Here is a 22,045-nt window from a genome sequence, read left to right on the forward strand (position 1 = left end):
GCTCAGCCCCCGAACCCGCCGAGGCCACCGGTGCGGCCACCGCCGCCGAAACCGGTGCCGCGGCCGCCCTGGCCGTTCCCGGTGCCGGTGCCGGTGCCGGTCCTGGCCGAACCACCGGTCCCGGCCGGAGTGGTCACCATCACCTGCTCGCCCTCCGACAGTCCGCTGAGGACCTGGGTCATCCCGTTCGAGGTCTGCCCCACGGTGATCGGCTTGCTCGTCTGCTTGCCGCCGACCAGTTCGTCGACGGTGGCCTGCCCGCCGCTGTAGTGCACCGCGGCGCTGGGCACCGCGAGCACGTCGGTGAGCTGCTTGACCACGATCGACACGCTCGCCCCGGCTCCGGCGAACAGCCCGGTGGGGTTGCCGGTGACCGCGATGGTGACCGGGTAGCTGGGCACCGAGGAGGAGCCGGAGGGCATCACGCCGACCGAGGTGACGGTGCCGTAGACCGGTGTGGTGGCGCCGTTGGGCGTGATCACCGCCTGTTCGCCGGTCTTGATCTGTCCGACCTCGGTGTCGTCGACCCCGGCGTTGACGAGGTACGAATCGGTGGAGATCACCACGATCTGCGCGGAGGACGAGCTCGACGAGGAACTGGTGCTCTGGTTCCCGGACGAGGCGGTCCCGCCCGCCGAGGAGTTGCCCGACGCGCTGTTGCCCGAGCTGCCGGAACCGGTTCCGGTGGCGGAGACCTGCTGTCCGACGGTGAGGTTCACGGCCGCGACGGTGCCTGCGATCGGCGAGGTCATCGTCGCCTGTGAGAGCGCGGCCTGCGCGCTGTCCAACTGGTTCTGTGCCGCGGTGATCGCGGCCTGGTCCGCGGACAGCTGGGCGCTGGACGCGTTCGCGGTCTGGTCGGAGGACAGCTTCGACTGGTCGGAGGCGAGCGTGGACTTCGCCTGCGCCACGCTCGCCGACAGCGAGGCCGACTGCAGGGTCGCCAGCGTCTGGCCGGCGCTCACCCGCTGCCCCACCGTCACCTCGACCGCGGTGACCTGCCCGGCCACACCGAAGTTCAGGTTGCTCTGCTGGGCCGGTTGGATGGTGCCCGACGAGGAGACCGTCTGCTTGAGCGTGGTGGTGCCGACCGCGACCAGGCGGTACGCGGGGGCGGTGCTCTGCGGCCGGGTGACCAGCCAGATCGTCACCCCGGTGACGGCGACCACCACCACGGCGGCCCCGCCCAGGATCCACCGTCTCTTCCTGCGCAGCACGGCGACCTTCTCTCTTCACCTGAAGGAACCAACGGGCGAGAATCATCGCCGCTGATTCTTGGGAGTTTATGAGAAAAAGGCGCCGGGGAACCTGTGAATCAACTATGTATCGGACGGGAAACGGTAAAGAATGATTTACCTTCCGATGGGCAGGAAGCCGACCCGGTCGTAAACCACGGCGAGCGTCCGGGTGGCCACCTCACGTGCCTGCTCGGCACCCCGCGCGAGCACCTTGTCCAACTCGGAAATATCGTCCAGGTAGGACTTCACCCGTTCCTGGAACGGAGTGACGAACTCGACGAGAATCTCGGCGAGATCTTTCTTCAGGTCGCCGTAACCCTTGTCCTGGTAGGAGTTCTCCAGTTCTTCGATGGACTTCCCGGTCAGCGCGGAGTAGATGGAGAGCAGGTTCGACACCCCGGCCTTGCCCTCCGGGTCGAAGACGATTTCCCGCCCGGTGTCGGTCACCGCCGAGCGAATCTTCTTGGCCGACCGCTTCGGGTCTTCGAGCAGTTCGATCAGCCCATTGGGCGAGGACGCCGACTTGCTCATCTTGCTGGTCGGGTCCTGCAGGTCGTAGATCTTCGCGGTGTCCTTCACGATATGCGGTTCGGGCACCACGAACGTCTTGCCGAAACGGTGGTTGAACCGCTGCGCGAGATTTCGCGAAAGCTCGAGGTGCTGGCGCTGGTCCTCGCCCACCGGCACCGCGTGCGCCTGGTAGAGCAGGATGTCCGCGGCCTGCAGGATCGGGTAGGTGAACAGCCCGACGCTGGCGCGGTCGGCGCCCTGCTTGGCGGCCTTGTCCTTGAACTGGGTCATGCGGCTCGCCTCGCCGAAACCGGTCAGGCATTCCAGCACCCAGGACAGCTGCGCGTGCTCGGGGACGTGGCTTTGCACGAACAGGGCGCTGCGGTCGGGGTCCACCCCGAGCGCGAGCAGCTGCGCCGCCGAGACGCGCGTGCGCTGGCGCAGCACCTTCGGGTCCTGTTCGACGGTGATGGCGTGCAGGTCCACCACCATGTAGAAGGTTTCGTGCGTGTCCTGCAGCCGCACCCACTGGCGGAGCGCGCCGAGGTAGTTCCCGAGGTGGAAGGAGTCCGCGGTCGGCTGAATGCCGGAGAGCACCCGCAGCCGGGCTTCCGCGGTTCCCGTGGTGGAGGCGACCTGGTTTTCCTGAGCTTCGGACACACCCCGATTGTTTCAGGCGCCGCGCGCGGCGATGGCGGCGAGGTCCGCCGCGGGCCCCCGCAGCGACTGCCCCGACCGCCAGACCACGCGCAGCCGGCGGCACAGGTCGACCCCCGGCACCTCCAGCGCGACCAGCGTCCCGGCCGCGAGCTCGTTGGCCACGGTGTGCGCGCCGAGGACGGCCGGCCCCATCCCCTCCATCACCGCCGTCTTGATCGCGGTGGTGGAGGACAGTTCGAGCAGCGGATCGGTGAGCCGGTGCGGCGCCAGGGCGCGTTCCAGCGCCAACCGGGTGCCCGAGCCGGGCTCACGGCAGATCAGCGGGGTGTCCGCCAGTTCCTCCGGCCGGAGCTTTCGCCTGCGTTTCGCCCACGGATGCGCGGGCGCGACCACGAGTCGCAGTTCGTCGGTGGCGACGGTCTCGGCCCGCAGACCGGCGGGCACGTCAGGGCCCTCGACAAAGCCGAGGTCGGCCTCCCCGGCCAGCACCCGGCCCGCCACGTCGCTGGAGTTGCCCGACACCAGCGCGACACCGGTGCCGGGGTTGAGCCCGCGCAGCGCGGCGAGCCACTTCGGCAGCAGGTACTCCGCGACGGTGAGGCTCGCCGCGACCCGAAGCCGCCCGTCGCGTTCCTCACGGAGCGCGGCGATCCCCGACTCGAGATCGGCGGCGGCCTCGATCACCGGCCGCGCCCAGTCCGCCACGAGGATCCCCGCCCGGCTCAGCCGGGAGCCCCGCGGCGACCGGTCGACGAGGGCGACGCCGATGCGGGCCTCGAGTTGCTGGATGCGGGCACTGGCGGCGGGCTGCGAGATGCCGTGCTCCCGTGCGGCGGCGCCGATTCCCCCCAGCCGGGCCACCGACAGCAGCAGGTCGAACCCGGCCAGATCCGTGACACGTGACGGCAACGACATAAACACAGGCTATGAGCCCATCGAGCAAGGCGGGCTGGTGAAGCGACCGGTTTAGCCCGAACGTGTGGGACATGCTCACAAGCGCACCGTCCCTGCCCCGCGCGGGCAGCACCCCGAACTGGTTCGCCTCGGTGATGGGCACCGGGATCGTGGCCAACGCCGTCCCGGCCCTGCCGGTCCACCTCGCCGGGCTCCGCGCGGCCGCCACCGTGGTCTGGGCACTGGCCGCCCTCTGGCTCGCGCTGCTGTGCGGGGTGATGGCCCGGGAGTGGCGGCGCAACCGCGAGCACCAGTTGGCGCACCTGAGCGATCCGGTGCTCGCGCACTTCTGGGGCGCTCCGCCGATGGCGCTGCTCACCGTGGGCGCCGGCGCCCTCTCGCTCGGGCAGTCCTGGCTCGGCCTCGGCCCGGCGCTGGCCGTCGACGGGACGCTGTGGATCACCGGCACGCTGCTCGGGCTGGTCACCGCGGTCGGGCTGCCCTACCGGATGATCAGCGGGCGGCTCGAGACCGGCGAAGCGTTCGGCGGCTGGCTGATGCCCGTCGTGCCGCCGATGGTGTCCGCGGCCACCGGCGCGGCCCTCGTGCCGCACCTGCCGCCCGGCCAGCCGCGGCTGGCGTTGCTGCTGTTCTGCTACGCGCTGTTCGGCGTCAGCCTGTTCGCCACGCTCGCACTGCTGCCGCTGATCTGGCACCGCCTGGTACGGCTAGGCCCGGGGACCGTGCCCACCGTCTGGATCGTGCTCGGCCCGCTCGGCCAGTCGGTGACGGCGGCGAACCTGCTCGGCGCGGCCGCGCCGGGGGTACTGCCCGGTAGTTCCGCCGCGTTCGCGTTCGGCCTGCTCTACGGCGTTCCCACCTGGGGTTTCGCGATGCTGTGGCTGGCGCTGGCGGCCACTCTCACGTTGCGCTCCCAGTTGCCGTTCTCGCTGACCTGGTGGAGTTTCACCTTCCCGGTCGGCACCTGCGTGACCGGGACGAGCGCACTGGCGGCGGTGACGCACTCCGCGCTGTTCGCGGTGGCCGCGGTCGTGCTCTACGGGTTGCTCGTCGCCCTGTGGCTGACGGTCGCGGTGCGCACCCTGCTGGCGATGGCGACGCCGGTCAGGGCGACCGCCTTCCGCTGAGCGGCCCTACTGGACGGACGGGCGGTGCGGGGTGAAGACGGGGGTCTCGACGGCGGCCCCGGGGAGATCGGCGATTTCACTCGATGCGGCGACCGGCGCGGCCTCCGGGACGGCGGGGGCGGCAGCAGAGTCAGCGGAGTCGGCCTGCGCCTTGCGTCGCTGGCGGAGCACACCGAGCGCCATGCCCACGACGCCGAGGATGACCGCGGCCAGCCCCACCGGGCCGAGCACGCCGAGAGACATCGTCTCGGCCTCGGTCGCGGCCTTCGGCGTCTCGGCCGCCGCCGCGACACCGGTTCCGGTGGCCAGCATCGCCACCAGGGTCACGCTCATCCGCATCAGGAACCTGAGCAAGGTGCTTCGGCTGTGCACCGGGATGCCTCCCGCGACGAGTTTCTCGCCCTAGAACGACTGTCACACTAATGGGTGGGTATTTCCTTGTGAAAACTACCGAGCGTGTCAAGCCCCGGGGTTTTCCGTCGTTGCGCGGCAGAGATTAGCGCCCATCCGAGTCTCCCGCACAGGGGGTCCACCCAAAAACGTGTCGACCGGAGTTCGACGAGCGGAGAATGCGGGCCATGTGTCGCAGCATCAAAACCCTCCGGCCCCCGTTCGCCGAGCAGGTGACCAGCGAGGACGTCCGCGCCGCCGCCCTGCAGTACGTCCGCAAGATCTCGGGCTTCCGGCAACCGGCCGCCCACAACGCCGAAGCCTTCGAGCGAGCCGTGGACGCCGTCGAGCAGGCGACCGCGGAGCTCCTCGCGACCCTGCGGGTACGGGGCGGACACCCGACAGTTTGAGCTGTCTTGACAAACTTATTTTTCGGTGCGACCGTGGTCCCATGCTCGAAGTCACCGTGATCGACGATCCGGCCGCCGCCGAGGTCTCGCTCGACCCCGTCCGGTCGAAACTGCTGGCCGCGCTCGCCGTACCGGGATCGGCCACCACGCTCGCCGCGCAGGTGGGACTGTCCCGGCAGAAGGTCAACTACCACCTGCGGGCGCTCGAACGACACGGCCTGATCGAGCTCGTCGAGGAGCGCAGGAAGGGCAACGTCACCGAACGGGTGATGCAGGCCACCGCCGCCTCGTACGTCATCTCGCCGACCGCGCTCGCCGACGTGGCCCCCGATCCGGGCCGCGCGCCCGATCAACTCTCGGCGCGCTGGCTGCTGGCACTGGCCGCCCGGCTGGTTCGGGAGGTCGGCGACCTCATCGCCGGGGCCACCGCCGCCCGGCAGCGCCTGGCGACCTACGCGATCGACTCGGAGATCCGCTTCGCCACCGCCGCGGACCGGGCCGCCTTCGCCGAGGAACTCGGCACGGCGGTAAAGGCACTCGTCGCGAAATACCACGCCGAAAACGCGCCGGGCGGCCGCGGGCACCGCCTTGTCGTCGCCTTGCACCCCACGCTCAAGAAAGCCACCGGAAAGGAAGGGTGAACACATGTCCAAGGAATTCGAAATCAAGCGGGAAGTCGTGCTGGAGGCCACTCCGGAAGCGGTTTTCGAAGCCGTCACCGCGGGCACCGGAAACTGGATGTTCCCGGTCGAGATGGAGGCCGCCGCCGACGGGGTGGCCAACGATCCGAAGGTCCGCGCCTGGGAGCCGCCGAACCGGTTCGCGGTCCGTGTCGAGGGCGAAAACGGCTGGTTCAATGCGTTGGAGTACATCGTCGAAGCGCGTGACGGCGGCACCGCGACCCTCCGGTACGTCCACAGTGGCGTGTTCACCGACGACTGGGACAACCAGTACGACGGCGCCGCCAAGCACACCGACTTCTACCTCCACACCCTCGGCCAGTACCTCAAGTACTTCTCCGGCCGCACCGCCGCCTACGCCGCCGTTTCCGGCCCCGCCGCCTCCTCCGGGGAAAAGGCCATGGAATCGGTCAAGCAGGCGCTCGGCGTCACCCGGGAAGGCGAGACAATCCGGCTCGCACTGCCCGGCCTCACCCCGGTCGAAGCGGTCGTCGACTACCTGAATCCCTACTTTCTCGGCCTCCGCACCACCGACGCGCTGTACCGGGTCTTCGGCCGCAACCACTTCGGGGGCACCATGGACGCGGCCCACCACCTGTTCGGCGGCGCGGGCAAGGACGAGACCGAGCAGGCCTGGCGCACCCTGCTGGACGAGGTGTTCGCCGCGTGAGCGGACGCCAGAGCGCGGGAATCCTGCTGTACCGCAAGGAAAGTGACGGCCTGGAAGTCCTGCTGGGACATATGGGCGGGCCGTTCTGGGCGCGCCGGGACGCCGGCGGGTGGACGCTGCCCAAGGGCGAGTACGACCCGGGCGAGGAACCGGAAGCGGCCGCCCGCCGGGAGTTCCGGGAGGAACTGGGCCTGCCGGTTCCTCCCGGGGAACTGACCGCCCTGGGCAGCGTCCGCCAGTCCGGGGGCAAGGTCGTCACCGCGTGGGCGCTTCAGGCCGATCTCGACCCGGCCCTGGTGGTGCCCGGTACGTTCAGCATGGAATGGCCCCGAGGTTCGGGCCGGTTCCAGGATTTCCCGGAGCTCGACCGCGTCGCCTGGTTCGGGATCGACCAGGCGCGGGAGAAGATCCTCGCCAGCCAGCAACCGTTTCTGGACCGGCTCACCGAACTGGTGCCCCGCCCGCCACGATGAACGCGGCGAGGGGGACCGTAGTAAACATCCCTTGCTCCACCCGCGGTGCTAGGTCAGAGTGCCGTTCTGCGGAGCGGGCGGGAGCCAGCCGCGTCGCACGCTTTCCTCGATCATCGTCTCCGCGGCCTCGCCGAGGCGCGCCGAACCGTCGGTGATCAGGTCGCGGCGCTTCCGGACGCGGTCGGCGGTGACGCCGGGAGTGCGCCAGGTGCCGCCCCCGGCCATCCAGTTGAGCAGGAACGGCTGCAACCGGTCCATGGCCTTGGCGAACCGGGCCTCCGGCGTGGCACGGGCCTCGAACTCGTCCCACAGGGCGCGGTACGACGCGGCCTGATCCTGCGGCAGCAGCGCGAAAAGCCGCTCGGCCGCGGCCTGCTCGCGCTGCGCCTGGGATTCGCGGGCCTGCACGTCGTACAGCGGGGTGTCGCCCGCGTAGATCTCGACGAGGTCGTGCACCACCACGAGTTGCACGGTGTGCCCGACATCGATCGGCTCGTCGGCGTACTCCGCGAGGACGCTCACCATCAGCGCGAGATGCCACGAGTGCTCGGCGTCGTTCTCGCGCCGGTCCACGGCCGCGAGCGGCGACTGCCGGAGCACCGTCTTGAGCCGATCGGCTTCGATCAGGAAGGTCAGCTGGGCGCCGAGGCGATCACCAAGGAACGGCAGCGGGTTGCGGTCGGCCAGCAATGGTTCCGCCTGCCCGTCCGGAGTTTCGCGGGACCCCCGCAGCCGGTCGGCCCCGGTCGAGGCCGCGCCATCGTCACCCATGAAGCCTCCTCGTTCCGAAGCGGCGGAGCCGCTTGCCGCGGGCCGCCACGCAAACCATGCGCGCCCGGGCCCTACGCCCGCAGGTCGTAGTCGTAGGTCGCGGTGACGGGGGCGTGGTCCGACCAGCGCAGTTCGTAACTCGGCGCCCGCTCCACCACGACCGACGTGCACCGCTGGGCCAGTCCGGGCGTGGTGACCTGGAGGTCGATCCGCCAGCCCGAGTCGTTGTCGAACGCCTTGCCGCGGTAGGACCACCAGGTGTAAGGCCCGGGGCCCGCCGGGTCGAGCCTGCGCTGCACGTCGACATACCCCGCCTCGTCGTAGACGCGGCTCAGCCAGGCCCGTTCCTCCGGCAGGAAGCCCGAGTTCTTCTGGTTGCTCTTCCAGTTCTTCAGGTCGATCTCGGCGTGCGCGATGTTCCAGTCCCCGGCCACGATCACCTCGGCACCCGCGGCCTCGGCCTTCGCCCGCAGCTCCCGCAGATACGGCAGGAAGGCCGCCATGAAGCGCTCCTTCTCCGCCTGCCGCTCGGTGCCGGCCTCACCGCTGGGGAGATACAGGCTGGCCACCACGAGGCCGGGCAGGTGCACCTCCAGATACCGGCCGCTGTCCTCGAACTCCGGCTCGCCGAAGCCGACCCGCACCTCGACCGGCTCGATCCGGCTGTACACCGAAACCCCGTTGCGCCCCTTGGTGGCACAGGGCGCGTGGTATGCATGCCAGCCCGCCGGGGCCACCACGTCCTGGGGCAGCTGGCTCGTCTCGGCCCGTACCTCCTGGCACGCGATCACGTCGGCCCCGCTGGCGGCGAGCCACTCGACGAAGCCCTTTTTGACGGCGGCACGCATGCCGTTGACGTTGACGCTGGAGACGGTGACCACGACGCGCAGACTACCCGCGCCCACCGACAAAAGCTGGGACACTGCGGCCATGACGCGAGTGACCGTGCTGGGCAGCTGCGGCGCGTGGCCGGAACCGGGCCGGGCCTGCAGCGGATTCCTGGTGACCTGCAACGGCTTCCGCCTCATCCTCGACCTCGGGTACGGGACCGCCTCACGCCTGGACGGCGACGTGGACGCGGTGATCGTCACGCACGAGCATCCCGACCACTGCGTGGACGTCAGCGCGCTCGGCAGGCTCCGCCAGTACACCGAGGGGGCGCCGAAACTCCCGTTGTACTGCCCGCCGGGCGTGCTGCGGGTCCTGGAAGCGCTGGAGCCCCGGCCCCACCCTGCCACCGTGTTCGACCCGCACGACCTCGCCGAACCGGCGACCGTCGGCCCGTTCCGGCTCGAATCCCGGCTCCTGCCACACCATGTGCCCAACTACGGGGTACGGCTTTCGGCACCCGGCGTCACGATCGCTTACACCGGGGACGGCGGGCCGAGCCCGGAACTCGCCGAACTCGCCCGGGACGCGGACCTGTTCATCGCCGAAGCCACGCTGCAGGACGCGCCACCGGACACCGAACCGCGGTACCTGATGACGGCGGGCGAGGCGGCGGACTGGGCCGCCAGGGCGGGCGCCCGGCGTCTGCTGCTCACCCACTTCTGGCCCGGCAGCGATCGCGAAGTGCCGGTACGCCAAGCTCGTGCGCGTTTCGGCGGGGAGGTCCTCGCGGCGACCGAAGGTCTGGTCCTCACCCTCTGACCGCGCGCTGCCCTGCGCCTCAGCCGCAGTTGCCCTGGGCGGGCTTGAGGAACTCGGCCGCGGCCCACTTGTTGTCGCCGAGCTTGCGGAAGCCGTTCTGGACGTCGAGTTCGGCGCCGGTCTGGGCGTCCTTCTTGAACTTCCCGACGATCCCGGCGTTCGGGTCGGGCGCGGACCGCACGTTGAGCACATCCGCCGTCACCGTCATCACGCAGCCGGTCGAACCGGGGGTGGCGCCCGAGGAGGTGCGCTTGTCCGCACCCAGCACGTAGATGAGCCCGACCCCCACCAGCACCGCGATGATGGTCAGGGTGCGCTTCGGAATTCCCAGGATCACGGGGGCTCCTCGACGATGATCAAGAACACTCCCGGCCAGGGTAGCCATCCCGCGGTCACGGGGACCAGACGACCGGGCGGAAACCACCCGGAGGCGCCAACGCCGGTCATTCCCCCATCACGGCCGGTGATGGTTCCGTCTGCCAACCGGTGTGCTCGACGACCTCCGCCCGCGCCCCGGCCAGCAGGCGCGCCACCTCCGGTTCACGGACCGGATCGAACGGCCAAGACGCCTTCGAACGGCTTTCCCCCAACGCCCGCGCCAGGTGCCCCGCGTTGCCGTAGCCGGGGACGAGGATCTTGGTCAGGGAGGCGATCCGCTCGCCCCCGCCGACCACGTCGACCCGGGTGCGCGCCAGGCCGGTCGCCCGCGCCAGCCACAGCACCCCGCCGACGACCAACCGAAGCAGCAGTTCCACCAGATAGAACGGGAGCACGACCAGCCAGATCAGGAACTGCACGAGGTAAACGAAGGCCTCGACGGCCTGGCCCACGGCACCGACCGCGAACGCGGCGACCAACAGCAGCGGGAGCAGGTACAGCCACTGCCAGCCGCTGATCTCACGCTCGTCCCGGCGGCGTTCCCGCTCGGCCTTGCGCTCTTCCCGTCGCTGCTTGGCGTTCGCGAGCGCGTTCCGCTGCTTCTCGCTGAGCCGCTCGACGCGGTAACGCAAGTACCTGCCCGACGCCAGGTTCACCGGCTGGAACACCCGGTGCCAGGGCGTGAACTTCCGCCTGATCGCCCAGCGCTCTCCGCCGGCATCCTTGACCTGCACCGGTGCACCATACGCAAAGGGCGCGCCCGGCGGGAGCCGGAACGCGCCCTTTACCAGTGTGACGTCAGCCCTGGTTGATCTTCTTGGCCAGGTTCTCGTCCAGCGTCGCGAGGAACTCCTCGGTGGTCTGGTACGGCTGGTCCTTGCCGATCAGCAGCGCGAGGTCCTTGGTCATCTTGCCGCTCTCGACGGTCTCGATGACGACCTGCTCCAGCTTGCTCGCGAAGCCGATCAGCTCCGAGTTGCCGTCGAGCTTGCCGCGGTGCTCCAGGCCCCGGGTCCACGCGAAGATCGACGCGATCGGGTTGGTGGAGGTCGGCTTGCCCTGCTGGTGCTGGCGGTAGTGCCGGGTCACCGTGCCGTGCGCGGCCTCGGCCTCGACCGTCTTGCCGTCCGGGGTGCGCAGCACCGAGGTCATCAGGCCGAGCGAGCCGAAGCCCTGCGCGACCGTGTCGGACTGCACGTCACCGTCGTAGTTCTTGGTGGCCCAGACGTAGCCGCCCTCCCACTTCAGCGACGCGGCGACCATGTCGTCGATCAGCCGGTGCTCGTAGGTCAGGCCCTTGGCGTCGAAGTCGGCCTTGAACTCGTTCTCGAAGATCTCCGCGAACACGTCCTTGAACATGCCGTCGTAGGCCTTGAGGATGGTGTTCTTGGTCGAGAGGTAGACCGGGAAGCCGCGGTCGAGGCCGTACTGCAGCGAAGCGCGGGCGAAGTCCTCGATCGACTTGCGGTAGTTGTACATGCCCATCGCGACACCGCCACCCTCGGGGTAGCGGGCGACCTCGAACTCCATCGGCTCGGAGCCGTCGTCCGGGGTGTAGGTGATGGTCACGGTGCCGGGGCCGGGGACCTTGAAGTCGGTGGCCTTGTACTGGTCGCCGTGGGCGTGGCGGCCGATGATGATCGGCTTGGTCCAGCCGGGCACCAGCCGCGGGATGTTCCGGATGATGATGGGCTCACGGAAAACGACACCACCGAGAATGTTCCGGATGGTGCCGTTCGGGCTCCGCCACATCTTCTTGAGGCCGAATTCCTCGACGCGCGCCTCGTCCGGGGTGATGGTGGCGCACTTCACGCCGACCCCGTGCTTCTTGATCGCGTTGGCGGCGTCGATGGTGATCTGGTCGTCGGTGCGGTCCCGCTCCTCGATACCCAGGTCGTAGTACTCGAGGTTGAGGTCCAGGTAGGGGTGGACCAGCTTGTCCTTGATGAACTGCCAGATGATGCGGGTCATCTCATCGCCGTCGAGTTCGACGACGGTGCCCTCGACCTTGATTTTGGCCATGAGCAGCAATGCTCCTCTCGCGGATCCTCGCGTCTGGTTCTCAGCACTGTGTATGCGGTACAAGCGTACTGCTTGGGAGCGGGCCGGCGCCCTCAGTGGTGACGAACGCCAGTCTCCCAGTTTCCGCCGGGCCGCCCGGCCGGGGTCGCCGCGCCGCCGTCGTTTCCGGTCACGCACGGTTCGGCGTAACTTCCTTTGCGGAACCACGACCGCGTGGGAGGAGCGACATGCGTTTCGCCGTCAAGTCCGTACCGGAACACCAGAGCTGGGCCGAGATCCGGGACGTCTGGATCGCCGCGGACGACATCGCACTGTTCGAGTCGGCCTGGAACTGGGACCACTTCTACCCGCTGACCGGCGACACGAACGGCCCGAACCTGGAGGGCTGGACGATGCTCGCCGCGCTCGCGCAGGCGACCCGGCGCATCCGCATCGGCTGCCAGGTGACGGGCCTGATCTACCGGCATCCGGCGGTACTCGCCAACATGGCCGCGACCCTCGACGTGATCGCCGAAGGGCGGCTCGAACTCGGCCTCGGCGCCGGCTGGAACCAGCAGGAATGCGACGCCTACGGCATCGAACTGCCTCCGCTGCGCGAGCGTTTCGACCGTTTCGACGAGGGGGTGCAGGTGATCATCGGCCTGCTCAGCCAGGAGACGACCACCTTCACGGGCCGCTACTACCGGCTCACCGACGCCCGCTGCGAACCGAAGCCGGTGCAGCGCCCGCACCCGCCGATCGTCATCGGCGGTCGCGGCCCGAACCGCACCCTGCGCGCCGCGGCGCGGTGGGCCCAGCAGTGGAACGGCATCATGGCGACGCCGCGGGAATGGCTCGCGCTGAAGGACATCCTCGTGGAGCGCTGCCGGGAAGTGGGCAGGGACCCGGCGGAGATCACCTGCTCGACGAACGTCTTCCTGCGCTCGGAAGACGAGTTGGGCCGGGTCGCGGAGCAGGCGGCGGCCTTCGCCGAAGCCGGGGTCGACCTCCTCGTGGTCAACCTGCCGATCGGCGCGAAGCCCGCCATCCTCGAACCACTCGCCGAAGCCCTCGCGCCCCTCGCCTGAACTGCCGCGCTTCTACGGGATTTCCGGCAAGATGGCCGGATGACCGTGCAGCGCATCGTGCCCGACCTCGCCTGCGCCTCGCTCGAAGAAGCCAAGGGCTTCTACACGCGGGTGCTGGGAATGGAGGTCGTCATGGACCACGGCTGGATCGTCACGCTGGCCGAGCCCGGACGCCCCGAAGTCCAGCTGAGCCTGATGACCGACGACGCGACGGCGAGCGTGGTGCCCGTGGCCTCGATCCAGGTCGACGACGTCGATGCGGCGTACCGAGAGGCAACGGCCACCGGCGTGGAGATCGTGCACGAACTGACCGACGAACCCTGGGGCGTGCGCCGGTTCTTCGTCCGCGACCCGAACGGGAACGTCGTGAACATCCTCAGCCACTGAGCGAGGCCCGAAGCACGGACGCGGCGCCGCATCGGGGCGCGCGAAGAAGCGGCATGGGCTCCACGCGTGTCAGGATGGCCCCATGACCGCCCCTCTCCGCCTCACCGGTGACGCCGAAGCCGACCGGCTGCTGTCCGAGGACCCGTTCGCCCTGCTCACCGGGATGCTTCTGGATCAGCAGGTGGCGATGGAGATCGCCTTCGCGGGGCCGAAGAAGATCGCGGACCGGATGGGCGGGTTCGGCGTCGCCGCGATCGCGGAATCCGATCTGGACGAGTTCGTGGAACTGTGTGTGCGCAAGCCCGCCATCCACCGCTACGGCGGCTCGATGGCCAGGCGGGTGCACGCGCTGGCGCGGTACGTGATGGAGCGCTACGACGGACGGCCCGAGGCGATCTGGACGGAGGGCGAGCCCGACGGCAAGGAGGTCCTGCGCCGGTTGAAGGATCTGCCGGGATACGGGGACCAGAAGGCGCGCATCTTCCTCGCGCTGCTCGGCAAGCAGCGCGGGGTGCGCCCGGCGGGCTGGCGCGAAGCCGCCGGGGCCTACGGCGAGGAGGGGGCACGGCGTTCGATCGCGGACGTCACCAGCGCGGAGACCCTCGCCGAGGTCCGCGCCTTCAAGAAGGCCGCCAAGGCGGCCGCCCGCTCGTCCTGAGCCGGGGCCGGATCGGGCCGTTCAGCCCGAATAGGACCCGACGGTGTCCTTGATCTCGGCGGCTCGCCCGGAGCCGCTCTCCCTCGCGCAGTGCGCACAGCAGAAGAAACGGCCGTCGACGGCCACGCCGTGACCGAGGATGCGGCAGCCGCAGTACTCGCATTGCGGCGCGAGGCGCTGCGCCGCGCACTCGAAGCTGTCGAACGTGTAGGTGTCGCCCGTCATCGTGCGCACCTCGAAGGACATGGCGTATTCGTTCCCGCAGACATTGCACTTGGCCATGCCATCAGCGTGCGCGCGACCCCAGGCACCGGCAACCGGAGGAGCGCCCCCATCAGGTGCCCCGACGGCCCCTTTCGGTCCACTTTGGACCACTCGACGGGCCGGGGACCCCCCGTTACCCTGGTCGATGGGAGGTCACGTCTTTCCCGGAGGTACCCGCAATGCACGCAACCGTGGGAGACCGGATCGTGGTGCACGGCCGCACGGTCGGCGCCGGAGAGCAGCACGGCGAGATCGTCGAGGTGCACGGCGAGCAGGGGCAGCCGCCCTACCTGGTCAGGTTCGCGGACGGGCACGAAGGGCTCATCTTCCCCGGCTCGGACTGCGAAGTGGTGGCGCCGCGCGAACCCACCTGACGGCGCTGCCAGGCGAATCCGACGGCGAGCAGGCCGAGCACGTCCAGCAGCGAGGAGAACTCGGGCAGGACGCCCGGCCCGCCCGCCGTCAGCACGAGTCCGCCGACCACGCCGGCCAGGCCGACCCCGAGGTAGATCGCCGAGGCGTTGAGCGAAAGCAGCAGCCCGGAGGTCTGGGGCGCCAGTTCGATGAGCCGGTGCTGCACGGGAGGGTTGAACGCCCACGTGCTCATGCCCCACAGGAACAGCACGATCGCGGCGCCGGTGACGGTGCGCGCCACCAGCGGGAGCACGGCGAGGACGACGACCGCGAGCGTGATGACGGCCATCAGCGGCGGGCGGGAACCCCAGCGGTCCACCGCGCGCCCGCCGAGCACGTTGCCCGCGGCACCCCCCGCGCCGTAGCAGAACAGCAGCATGCTCACCGCCGTCCCGTGCAGGCCCGCCGTCGCGGCGAGCACCGGCGAGATGAACGTGTAGACGCTGAACGAGGCCACACAGCAGACGATGGTGGCGAACAGCACGACGACCACCCGGGGGTCCCGCACCGGGGTGAAGCGGTCGCGGAAGGGCACGGGGGCGGGTGGGGCGACGCTGGGCAGGACGGCCAGCACCGCCCCGGCCCCGGCCAGCGACAGGACCGCGACCATTCCGAACACGGCCCGGTAGCCGATGTGCTGGGACAGCAGATTGCCCACGGGGACCCCGAAAATGGTGGCCAGGGCCAGCCCGCCGAAGACGGCGGCGACGGCGCGGCCACGGCGCTCCGGTGGGTTGAGCTGCGCGGCCACGGCGCTGGCCACCGGGGTGAACACGGCCGCCCCGACGGCGGTGACCGCGCGGGCGGCGAGCAGCAGCCCGTAGGTGGGGGCGAGGGCGGCGAGCGTGTTGCCGATCGCCGCCACGACCAGCGCCGCGACCAGGAGCCGCCGCCGCTCCCAGCGGCCGGTGGCGGCGGCGAACAGCGGTGAGCCGACGGCGTAGGCGACGGCGAACGCGGTGACCAGCTGGGCGGCGGCCGCGGCGGACACGTGCAGTTGCGCGGACAGGACCGGCAGGAGGCCCGCGACGATGTAGCCGCTGGTGCCGACGGCGAAGGTGCCGACCGCGAGCACCGCCGTTCTCGGTGAGGACATCGACTCCCCTGTGTTTGACCGGCATCGAACTTCGATTCGTACCGTACTACGAACATGCTCGAAGTTCGAGCGTGGTCGTACGATGGGATCCATGAGCACGGACACAATTCCCTGCCCCCGGGCGGACGAGATGGAGATCTCCGCCGTGCTGCACGCGCTCGCCGACCCGGTGCGGCTCGACATGGTCCGCCAGCTCGCCGGATGCGCCGACGTGGCCTGCGGCGGCTTCGAGGTGTCCGTGGGCAAGTCGACGCTCACCCACCATCTGCGCATCCTGCGCGAGGCCGGGGTGATCAGCACCCGCCAGCGGGGCACCACCCGGCTGAACTCCTTGCGCCGCAAGGATCTTGACGAAGCCTTCCCCGGACTGCTTGACGCCGTGCTCACCGCCGGGCGCTGACCTGGCGCGTTACGTGGGAATCGTCACCCTTCCACCGGGATGACAAAGGTCCCGTCACCGGTTGACACTGGTCGCAGGACAGTCGAAGGGCCATCGTCGCGCCCGGGCTGTCCTTCTTCATACCCCTCGTCTGTATCGATGCAGATCGCACTGGAAAGGAGAACCGTGCCCGTCGCGCTGCTCGCGCTGGCCATCGGTGCCTTCGGAATCGGCACCACCGAATTCGTGATGATGGGGGTCCTGCCCCAGGCCGCCGCCGACTTCGGGGTGTCCATCCCCTCGGCGGGCTATCTGATCACCGCATACGCACTGGGCGTCGTCGTCGGCGCGCCCCTGCTCACCGCCGTCGCCGTGCGGCTGCCGCGCAAAACGATGCTGCTGGCCATGATGGCGCTGTTCACCGTGGGCAACCTGCTGTTCGCACTGTCGCCGAACCAGGAACTCGGCGTGCTCTTCCGCTTCGTCGCCGGACTGCCGCACGGCGCGTTCTTCGGTGCCGGCGCGGTCGTCGCCTCCAGCCTGGTCGAACCCGGAAACCGGGCGAAGGCCGTTTCGATGATGTTCCTGGGGCTGACGCTGGCCAACGTGGTCGGCGTGCCGCTGGGCACCCTGCTCGGCCAGCAGGTCGGCTGGCGCGCGACCTTCGGCGTCGTCGTCCTCATCGGCCTGCTCGCGCTCGCCGCGACCGCCCGGCTGGTCCCCCACCAGGGCCGCCCGGCCGAGGCTTCGCTGCGCACCGAACTGGCGGCCTTCCGGCGCCCGCAGGTGTGGCTCGCACTGGCGATCGTCACCATCGGCATGGGCGGGGTGTTCGCCTCCCTGTCCTACGTGACCCCGATGCTCACCGACGTCGCCGGGTACGCACCGCACAACGTGACCGTGCTGCTCGCGCTGGCCGGGGTCGGCATGACCATCGGCAACCTGCTCGGCGGACGGCTCGCCGACCGGGCACTGATGCCGAGCCTGTACTTCGCGCTGTTCGCGCTCGCCGCGGTGCTGGCGGTCTTCACCCTCACCGCGCACAGCAAGATCGGCGCCGCGATCACGATCTTCGCGCTGGGCGTCACCGGGTTCATGATCGGCCCGATGATGCAGACCCGGATCATGCAGAAGGCGGGCGGCGCCCCGTCACTGGTGTCGGCCGCGGTCCAGTCCGCGTTCAACATCGCCAACTCGATCGGCGCCTACCTGGGCGGCCTCGTCATCGCGGGCGGGCTCGGCCTGGTCGCCCCGAACCTGGTCGGCGCCATCCTGTCCGTGCTCGGCCTGTCCATCGCGGCGGTCTCGGGAGCCCTCGATCGCCGCGCGGTCGCGGCCCCGGCCCTCGCCGAGGCCTGAACCGGCGGGCTCAGCTGCCGAACGGGCCGTCGGTGATGGTGAAGGCCAGGAACAGCAGTACGGCCCCGAGACCGGAGTAGCTGAGCACATCCACCGGCCTGCCGCGGACGGCAAGCAGGCCGGCCCTGGCGCCGGGCAGCACCGCGCGGAACACCGCCGCCACGAGCAGGGCGCCGCCCACGATGACGGCGCCCTGCCGCCAGTGGTACTGCCAGATCCGGAGCGCGGCGACCGCCACCAGCGCGAGCACGATGCCGAAGGGCACCTGCTCGACGAGCGCCGCGCGGTTACCGCGAAGCCACGACACGTTCCGCCGCCTCGACCACGTTGGTGACCAGCATCGCCCGGGTCATCGGGCCGACCCCGCCGGGGTTCGGCGACAGCCAGCCCGCGACCTCCTCGACGCCGGGAGCGACATCGCCGGTCAGCTTGCCGTTCACGTGCGAGACGCCGACGTCGAGCACCGCAGCCCCGGGCTTGACCATGTCCGGGGTGATGATGCCGGGGACACCGGCGGCGGCGACCACGATGTCCGCGCGCCGCACCTCGGCCGCCAGGTCACGGGTCCCGGTGTGGCACAGCGTCACCGTGGCGTTCTCGCTGCGGCGGGTCAGCAGCAGGCCCAGCGTGCGGCCGACGGTGATCCCGCGACCGACCACGGTGACCCGCGCGCCGTCGATCGGCACCTGGTAGCGGCGCAACAACTCGACGATGCCGAACGGCGTGCACGGCAGCGGGCCGGGACGGTTGAGCACCAGGCGGCCCAGGCTGACCGGGGCGAGACCGTCCGCGTCCTTGTCCGGGTCGATCCGCTCCAGGATGCGGCCGGTGTCCAGGTGCGCGGGCAGCGGGAGCTGCACGATGTAGCCGTGGCATTCGGGGTCGGCGTTGAGCTCGTCGACGACCTTTTCCAGCTCGAACTGGCCGATGTCGGCCGGAAGGTCGCGCCGGATCGAGTTGACCCCCACCTTCGCGCTGTCCTGGTGCTTCATGCGGACGTAGGAATGCGAGCCCGGATCGTCGCCGACGAGCACGGTCCCCAGGCCGGGGGTGACCCCCTTCGCCGCCAGCGCCGCCACCCGGGGCTTCAACTCCGCGAAGATGGCGTCCTTGGTCGCTTTGCCGTCGAGAACCGTTGCCGTCACGGTTCCATTCTGACAGAGGGCACGGGGCGTAGTCGCAGCTAGACGCTCGGTCGCCCGCCTGACGCATAACCACTGGTCAATCGGGGTAGTGGGCCGGGTGGTGTGCATTCACTTCCGTGACCGGTCAAAATGGCGTGGTGGCTCAACCGACCCCCCAGCTGAATGCGACCGAGCAGGACACCCTGGTCAAGCAGATCGGACTCGCCCTGCTTCGGGCGGCGCCGCCCGACTGGCGCCGGGTGACCGCGCACTACCGCGCCGTCGGCCGGTACCACGAACTGACCGGGGAGGTGCTCACCGAGGACGGCAGCGTCCACGAGTGGACGGCCACCCATGACATCGCCACCCTGTTCGGCCGCCTCCGAGCCGGGATGTACCGCGAGGGCCGCGGAACCTGGTTCAACGCGCGGTACCAGCTCGACCACCCATCGAGCTACAACCTCGAATACGACCGGGAAGAGCCCCGCTGGGAATCCGAGCCCCCGCCGCCGGCCTACGCCGACGAGCTGCGGATGTTCCCGCGCGCCGAGGAGAACGTGCCGGAATGGCTCTTCCGCCGCCTTTCGAGCCCGTCCCCGGAACCGCCGCCCGTGGCGGCCCCACGCTTCCGGATGGCCCGCATCTTCGACGGGCAGGGCCCGGACGGGCGTCCGGTGTTCCACCGCCCCGAACTGGACCCCGATCAGCTGGACCGGCTCTACGAGTACCTCGCCTCGGCTCCGGTCGTGCTGTCGGAGCGCGGTTACGACCTCGACCGCCTGTCCTCGCCGCCCACCGCGAAGGTTCCGGTCGCCTTCCACACCGACGGCAGCTGGATCTGGCCCGCCGCGGTCAACTACTACCTGCAGGAATACGGCATCGCACCGGAAGCCGATCTGGTCGCGCACGTGCAGGGCGCCGGCTTCCGGCTCCCCGAGGTGCCCGAGCACATCCTGCAGGCCGCGGGTGCCCAGTTGCACCGGGGCGCACCGCCCCGGCCGCCGCGCCCGATGCCGGAGCCCCCGGCCCCGCTCGCGCACGCCCCGGTCGAGGAGCCGCCCCCCGCCCCGCAGGCACCGCGCCCCGCTCCGGTCGAGCAGCCGACCATGTTCACTCCGGTGGTCCCGGTGGTCCCGGCGGAGGAACCCGCTCCGACGCGGATACACGCGCCCGTGGCCCCGGTGGAAGAACCCGACGCGACACGGGTGCACGCACCGGTCGCCCCGGCGCTGGAACCCGACGCGACACAGGTGCACGCACCGGTGCCCGCGCCCGAGCCGGAACCGCAGCCCCCGGCCCCGTCGGAACCCGAACCCGTCGCCGAGAGCGGGCCCGCCACCCAGTTCGCGCCCCCCGTCCCCGCCCCGGTGCCGTCGGCACCGCCCGCACCGCCGCAGGACCCGGAGCTCTCAGAACTCTCAGAGCTCTCAGAGCTCTCAGAGTTCCCGGAGCCCCCGGTCCACGCCCGGCAGGCCGTGGACCGGCATGAACCGGAACCGGTCCTCGAAGACCTGCGCGGCAGGCTGCACGAATTCGGTGTGCCCGAGGCGGTGTACCGCATCGGTGAGCCCGCCGAGCAGGCCTGGAGCGTGGAGCGGACCGAGTCCGGCTGGCGCGTCGGCTGGTACGACGAAGAGCTCACCAACCCGGCGACGTTCGGAGCCGCCGAAGACGCCGCCGCTTTCCTGCTCGGCAAACTGCTGCTCGACCCGCGCACCCGTGAGTCGATCCCGCTGCCGGTCTGGGGTTCCCCGGCCGAACCGGCGCAGGAACGGCGGGATGCTCAGGCCGAGGCCCCGCAGGAACCCGCACGAGGGCACCGCTACGCCCCCGAACCCGAACAGGCTGCCCCACCGCACGAACACCGCTACGCCCCGGAACCGGAACAGGCCGCCGCGCCCCAAGAACACCGCTACGCCCCCGAACCCGAACAGGCTGCCCCACCGCAGGAACACCGCTACGCCCCGGAACCGGAACAGGCCGCCCCACCACAGGAACACCGCTACGCCCCCGAAGCCGAACACCGCTTCGAAGCGCCGCCTGAATCCCGCTTCGCCGCAGTGGAACAGGGATTCCGGCCCGAAGAGGACGCGAACGAGGCCACGCAGGAGCACCGCTTCGAACCCCCTCAGGAACACGGGTTCGCACCGGAACCGGAGGGCGCGGCCGAGTCCGCACCCGAGCACCGGTTCGAACCGGTGCAGGAAGCCATGGCGGGCCAGGGCCAGGAAGGCGTGTTCGCCGACCAGCGCGGGGCCGTAGCCGGGCACGAATCCGCTCACGCGTTCGCGCCGGAGGAGTCGTTCGGACAGGACCACCGGTTCGCGCCGGAACAGCAGACCGCCCCCGAGCCGGAGCGATACGCCGCCGAGCCGGAGCAGGAGCACCGGTACGTCCCTGAACCGGAGCGGTACGCGCCCGAGCCGAAGCAGGAACACCGATACGTCACTGACGAACCGGAACAGCAGGCCCTGGCCCCGGCCCCGGCCGCGCATGAGCGGTTCACGCCGGAACCGGAACACCACTTCACCCCGGAACCGGAACAGCAGTACGCCCCCACCGCGCAGGAACGGTTCACCCCCGAGCCAGAGCACCGCTTCACCCCCGAACCGGAACAGCAGTACGCCCCCACCGCGCAGGAACGGTTCACCCCCGAGCCAGAACACCACTTCACCCCCGAACCGGAACAGCAGTACGCCCCGGCAACTCAGGAGCATCACTTCGAGGTCGCTCAGGAACCTCGGTTCCGCCCGGGGGACACGGCTCCGGTGAACGGCGGGCCGAGCGCCGAGCGGCTCCGGGAGTCCCGCCGGGAGGAACCACAGCCCGAGCCGCAGTCGGCCCCGCTCTCCGAGCGGCTCGACGAGCCGGCCCCGGACTCTGCGCCCACCATGCTCGCCGCACCGGTGCCGCCGCCGCTTCCCCAGCGCGAGCCGTCGGGAACGGGCGGCGGGACGCCCTCGCCGGCGCCTTCCCCCTTGCCGCGCCGGGAACCCGCCCGCACGACCGCCGCGGGCACCTCCCAGAACGGCAGTGGCCAGCAGCAGTGGCCGATCCAGCCGTTGCCGGGCGAACCGCCGCTGACGCTGTTCCGGAGCAAGGAGATGCGGGAGCTGCCCCCGGGCAGTGAGCTGGACCGGTTCGGCGGTCCTAACGGGAACCTCACCTACGCCGCCGGTACCGCGTTCGAAGAGCGGTCGCTGGTGCCGGAGTGGATCAGCAGGCCGTACCACGTCTACCGGGTGCAGCGCCCGCTGGAAGCGCTGGCCGGGGTGGCCATCCCGTGGTTCAACCAGCCCGGCGGCGGGGCCGCTTACCTGCTGCCCGCTTCGGTCGAGGAGCTACTCGCCGAGGGCCACCTCGTCGAACTCGATGCGGGCGAGCCGCCCATCGCCTGAGCCGA

Annotated in this window: 26 protein-coding genes; 13 read left to right on the forward strand and 13 right to left on the reverse strand. The window is 70.4% G+C overall.

Going from position 1 to position 22,045, the window contains the following annotated elements:
- Positions 1 to 2 precede the first annotated feature (2 nt).
- From ORV05_RS29560 to ORV05_RS29570, 3 genes are all read right to left on the reverse strand, one after another.
- A complete protein-coding gene (locus tag ORV05_RS29560) occupies positions 3 to 1,217 on the reverse strand; it encodes an efflux RND transporter periplasmic adaptor subunit (protein WP_268755240.1) in 1,215 nt (404 codons plus the stop codon).
- A 135-nt stretch (positions 1,218 to 1,352) separates the two neighbouring features.
- Complete coding sequence (trpS, locus tag ORV05_RS29565) at positions 1,353 to 2,345, reverse strand: tryptophan--tRNA ligase (RefSeq protein ID WP_268759958.1); 993 nt, start codon at positions 2,343 to 2,345, stop codon at positions 1,353 to 1,355.
- A gap of 75 nt (positions 2,346 to 2,420) precedes the next feature.
- Positions 2,421 to 3,317 carry a LysR family transcriptional regulator gene (locus tag ORV05_RS29570; RefSeq protein ID WP_268759959.1) on the reverse strand — a complete coding sequence of 299 codons (897 nt, stop codon included), beginning with the start codon at positions 3,315 to 3,317 and terminating at the stop codon, positions 2,421 to 2,423.
- A 77-nt stretch (positions 3,318 to 3,394) separates the two neighbouring features.
- Here ORV05_RS29570 and ORV05_RS29575 point away from each other — a divergent pair, with 77 nt between their 5' ends.
- A complete protein-coding gene (locus ORV05_RS29575) occupies positions 3,395 to 4,450 on the forward strand; it encodes a TDT family transporter (protein ID WP_268755241.1) in 1,056 nt (351 codons plus the stop codon).
- 6 nt (positions 4,451 to 4,456) lie between these two features.
- On the opposite strand, the gene ORV05_RS29580 is transcribed toward ORV05_RS29575, so the two are convergent.
- Positions 4,457 to 4,822, reverse strand: a complete 366-nt coding sequence (locus tag ORV05_RS29580; RefSeq protein WP_268755242.1) for a hypothetical protein — start codon at positions 4,820 to 4,822, stop codon at positions 4,457 to 4,459.
- Positions 4,823 to 5,028: 206 nt separating this feature from the next.
- On the opposite strand from ORV05_RS29580, the gene ORV05_RS29585 reads away from it, so the two are divergent.
- From ORV05_RS29585 to ORV05_RS29600, 4 genes are read left to right on the forward strand one after another with little or no spacing between them, the layout of a single operon-like run.
- Positions 5,029 to 5,250: a DUF2277 domain-containing protein gene (locus tag ORV05_RS29585; RefSeq protein ID WP_268755243.1), complete on the forward strand. Its 222-nt coding sequence runs from the start codon at positions 5,029 to 5,031 to the stop codon at positions 5,248 to 5,250.
- 41 nt (positions 5,251 to 5,291) lie between these two features.
- A complete protein-coding gene (locus tag ORV05_RS29590; RefSeq protein WP_268755244.1) occupies positions 5,292 to 5,891 on the forward strand; it encodes an ArsR/SmtB family transcription factor in 600 nt (199 codons plus the stop codon).
- 4 nt (positions 5,892 to 5,895) lie between these two features.
- Positions 5,896 to 6,600, forward strand: coding sequence for an SRPBCC family protein (locus ORV05_RS29595; protein ID WP_268755245.1), 705 nt, complete (start codon positions 5,896 to 5,898; stop codon positions 6,598 to 6,600).
- Positions 6,597 to 7,073, forward strand: a complete 477-nt coding sequence (locus ORV05_RS29600; protein WP_268755246.1) for an NUDIX domain-containing protein — start codon at positions 6,597 to 6,599, stop codon at positions 7,071 to 7,073. The genes ORV05_RS29595 and ORV05_RS29600 overlap by 4 nt, the downstream gene beginning before the upstream one ends.
- A gap of 48 nt (positions 7,074 to 7,121) precedes the next feature.
- On the opposite strand, the gene ORV05_RS29605 is transcribed toward ORV05_RS29600, so the two are convergent.
- Both ORV05_RS29605 and ORV05_RS29610 read right to left on the reverse strand, forming a co-directional pair.
- Positions 7,122 to 7,844 (reverse strand): HD domain-containing protein, encoded by a 723-nt coding sequence (locus ORV05_RS29605; protein WP_268755247.1) that lies wholly within the window; start codon positions 7,842 to 7,844, stop codon positions 7,122 to 7,124.
- A 71-nt stretch (positions 7,845 to 7,915) separates the two neighbouring features.
- On the reverse strand, positions 7,916 to 8,776 hold the full coding sequence (locus ORV05_RS29610; RefSeq protein ID WP_407652597.1) for an exodeoxyribonuclease III: 861 nt from the start codon (positions 8,774 to 8,776) through the stop codon (positions 7,916 to 7,918).
- Here ORV05_RS29610 and ORV05_RS29615 point away from each other — a divergent pair.
- Positions 8,775 to 9,494 (forward strand): MBL fold metallo-hydrolase, encoded by a 720-nt coding sequence (locus ORV05_RS29615; protein WP_268755248.1) that lies wholly within the window; start codon positions 8,775 to 8,777, stop codon positions 9,492 to 9,494. The genes ORV05_RS29610 and ORV05_RS29615 overlap by 2 nt on opposite strands.
- 19 nt (positions 9,495 to 9,513) lie before the next feature.
- On the opposite strand, the gene ORV05_RS29620 is transcribed toward ORV05_RS29615, so the two are convergent.
- The 3 genes from ORV05_RS29620 to ORV05_RS29630 form a co-directional block, all read right to left on the reverse strand.
- Positions 9,514 to 9,831, reverse strand: a complete 318-nt coding sequence (locus ORV05_RS29620; RefSeq protein ID WP_268755249.1) for an SH3 domain-containing protein — start codon at positions 9,829 to 9,831, stop codon at positions 9,514 to 9,516.
- Between the two features lie 106 nt (positions 9,832 to 9,937).
- A complete protein-coding gene (locus ORV05_RS29625; RefSeq protein ID WP_268755250.1) occupies positions 9,938 to 10,606 on the reverse strand; it encodes a hypothetical protein in 669 nt (222 codons plus the stop codon).
- A gap of 64 nt (positions 10,607 to 10,670) precedes the next feature.
- The gene (locus tag ORV05_RS29630) at positions 10,671 to 11,894 is read right to left on the reverse strand and encodes an NADP-dependent isocitrate dehydrogenase (protein WP_268755251.1); all 1,224 of its coding nucleotides are present in this window, start codon (positions 11,892 to 11,894) and stop codon (positions 10,671 to 10,673) included.
- Positions 11,895 to 12,121: 227 nt separating this feature from the next.
- Between ORV05_RS29630 and ORV05_RS29635 the strand changes: the two genes are divergently transcribed.
- The 3 genes from ORV05_RS29635 to ORV05_RS29645 all read left to right on the forward strand — a co-directional run bounded on the left by ORV05_RS29635 (position 12,122) and on the right by ORV05_RS29645 (position 14,006).
- A complete protein-coding gene (locus tag ORV05_RS29635) occupies positions 12,122 to 12,961 on the forward strand; it encodes an LLM class F420-dependent oxidoreductase (RefSeq protein ID WP_268755252.1) in 840 nt (279 codons plus the stop codon).
- A gap of 39 nt (positions 12,962 to 13,000) precedes the next feature.
- On the forward strand, positions 13,001 to 13,348 hold the full coding sequence (locus tag ORV05_RS29640) for a VOC family protein (RefSeq protein WP_268755254.1): 348 nt from the start codon (positions 13,001 to 13,003) through the stop codon (positions 13,346 to 13,348).
- A gap of 82 nt (positions 13,349 to 13,430) precedes the next feature.
- A complete protein-coding gene (locus ORV05_RS29645; RefSeq protein ID WP_268755255.1) occupies positions 13,431 to 14,006 on the forward strand; it encodes an HhH-GPD-type base excision DNA repair protein in 576 nt (191 codons plus the stop codon).
- 21 nt (positions 14,007 to 14,027) lie between these two features.
- Here ORV05_RS29645 and ORV05_RS29650 read toward each other — a convergent pair whose 3' ends face one another.
- Positions 14,028 to 14,288 carry a Prokaryotic metallothionein gene (locus tag ORV05_RS29650; protein WP_268755256.1) on the reverse strand — a complete coding sequence of 87 codons (261 nt, stop codon included), beginning with the start codon at positions 14,286 to 14,288 and terminating at the stop codon, positions 14,028 to 14,030.
- A 161-nt stretch (positions 14,289 to 14,449) separates the two neighbouring features.
- On the opposite strand from ORV05_RS29650, the gene ORV05_RS29655 reads away from it, so the two are divergent.
- Positions 14,450 to 14,644 (forward strand): DUF1918 domain-containing protein, encoded by a 195-nt coding sequence (locus tag ORV05_RS29655; RefSeq protein WP_144590668.1) that lies wholly within the window; start codon positions 14,450 to 14,452, stop codon positions 14,642 to 14,644.
- On the opposite strand, the gene ORV05_RS29660 is transcribed toward ORV05_RS29655, so the two are convergent.
- The gene (locus ORV05_RS29660) at positions 14,557 to 15,780 is read right to left on the reverse strand and encodes an MFS transporter (RefSeq protein WP_268755257.1); all 1,224 of its coding nucleotides are present in this window, start codon (positions 15,778 to 15,780) and stop codon (positions 14,557 to 14,559) included. The two genes, ORV05_RS29655 and ORV05_RS29660, sit on opposite strands and share 88 nt — an antisense overlap.
- A 91-nt stretch (positions 15,781 to 15,871) precedes the next feature.
- Between ORV05_RS29660 and ORV05_RS29665 the strand changes: the two genes are divergently transcribed.
- Both ORV05_RS29665 and ORV05_RS29670 read left to right on the forward strand, forming a co-directional pair.
- Positions 15,872 to 16,180, forward strand: coding sequence for an ArsR/SmtB family transcription factor (locus ORV05_RS29665; RefSeq protein WP_268755258.1), 309 nt, complete (start codon positions 15,872 to 15,874; stop codon positions 16,178 to 16,180).
- 165 nt (positions 16,181 to 16,345) lie between these two features.
- On the forward strand, positions 16,346 to 17,518 hold the full coding sequence (locus ORV05_RS29670; protein ID WP_268759961.1) for an MFS transporter: 1,173 nt from the start codon (positions 16,346 to 16,348) through the stop codon (positions 17,516 to 17,518).
- Positions 17,519 to 17,528: 10 nt separating this feature from the next.
- Here ORV05_RS29670 and ORV05_RS29675 read toward each other — a convergent pair whose 3' ends face one another.
- Both ORV05_RS29675 and ORV05_RS29680 read right to left on the reverse strand, forming a co-directional pair.
- On the reverse strand, positions 17,529 to 17,825 hold the full coding sequence (locus ORV05_RS29675; protein ID WP_144592752.1) for a DUF3017 domain-containing protein: 297 nt from the start codon (positions 17,823 to 17,825) through the stop codon (positions 17,529 to 17,531).
- Positions 17,806 to 18,663 carry a bifunctional methylenetetrahydrofolate dehydrogenase/methenyltetrahydrofolate cyclohydrolase gene (locus ORV05_RS29680; protein WP_268755259.1) on the reverse strand — a complete coding sequence of 286 codons (858 nt, stop codon included), beginning with the start codon at positions 18,661 to 18,663 and terminating at the stop codon, positions 17,806 to 17,808. The genes ORV05_RS29675 and ORV05_RS29680 overlap by 20 nt, the downstream gene beginning before the upstream one ends.
- A gap of 137 nt (positions 18,664 to 18,800) precedes the next feature.
- Between ORV05_RS29680 and ORV05_RS29685 the strand changes: the two genes are divergently transcribed.
- A complete protein-coding gene (locus ORV05_RS29685; RefSeq protein ID WP_268755260.1) occupies positions 18,801 to 22,040 on the forward strand; it encodes a glycohydrolase toxin TNT-related protein in 3,240 nt (1,079 codons plus the stop codon).
- Positions 22,041 to 22,045: the final 5 nt, after the last annotated feature.

It is taken from the genome of Amycolatopsis cynarae (assembly GCF_026802195.1).
GTDB classification, from domain to species: Bacteria; Actinomycetota; Actinomycetes; order Mycobacteriales; family Pseudonocardiaceae; genus Amycolatopsis_E; species Amycolatopsis_E rhizosphaerae.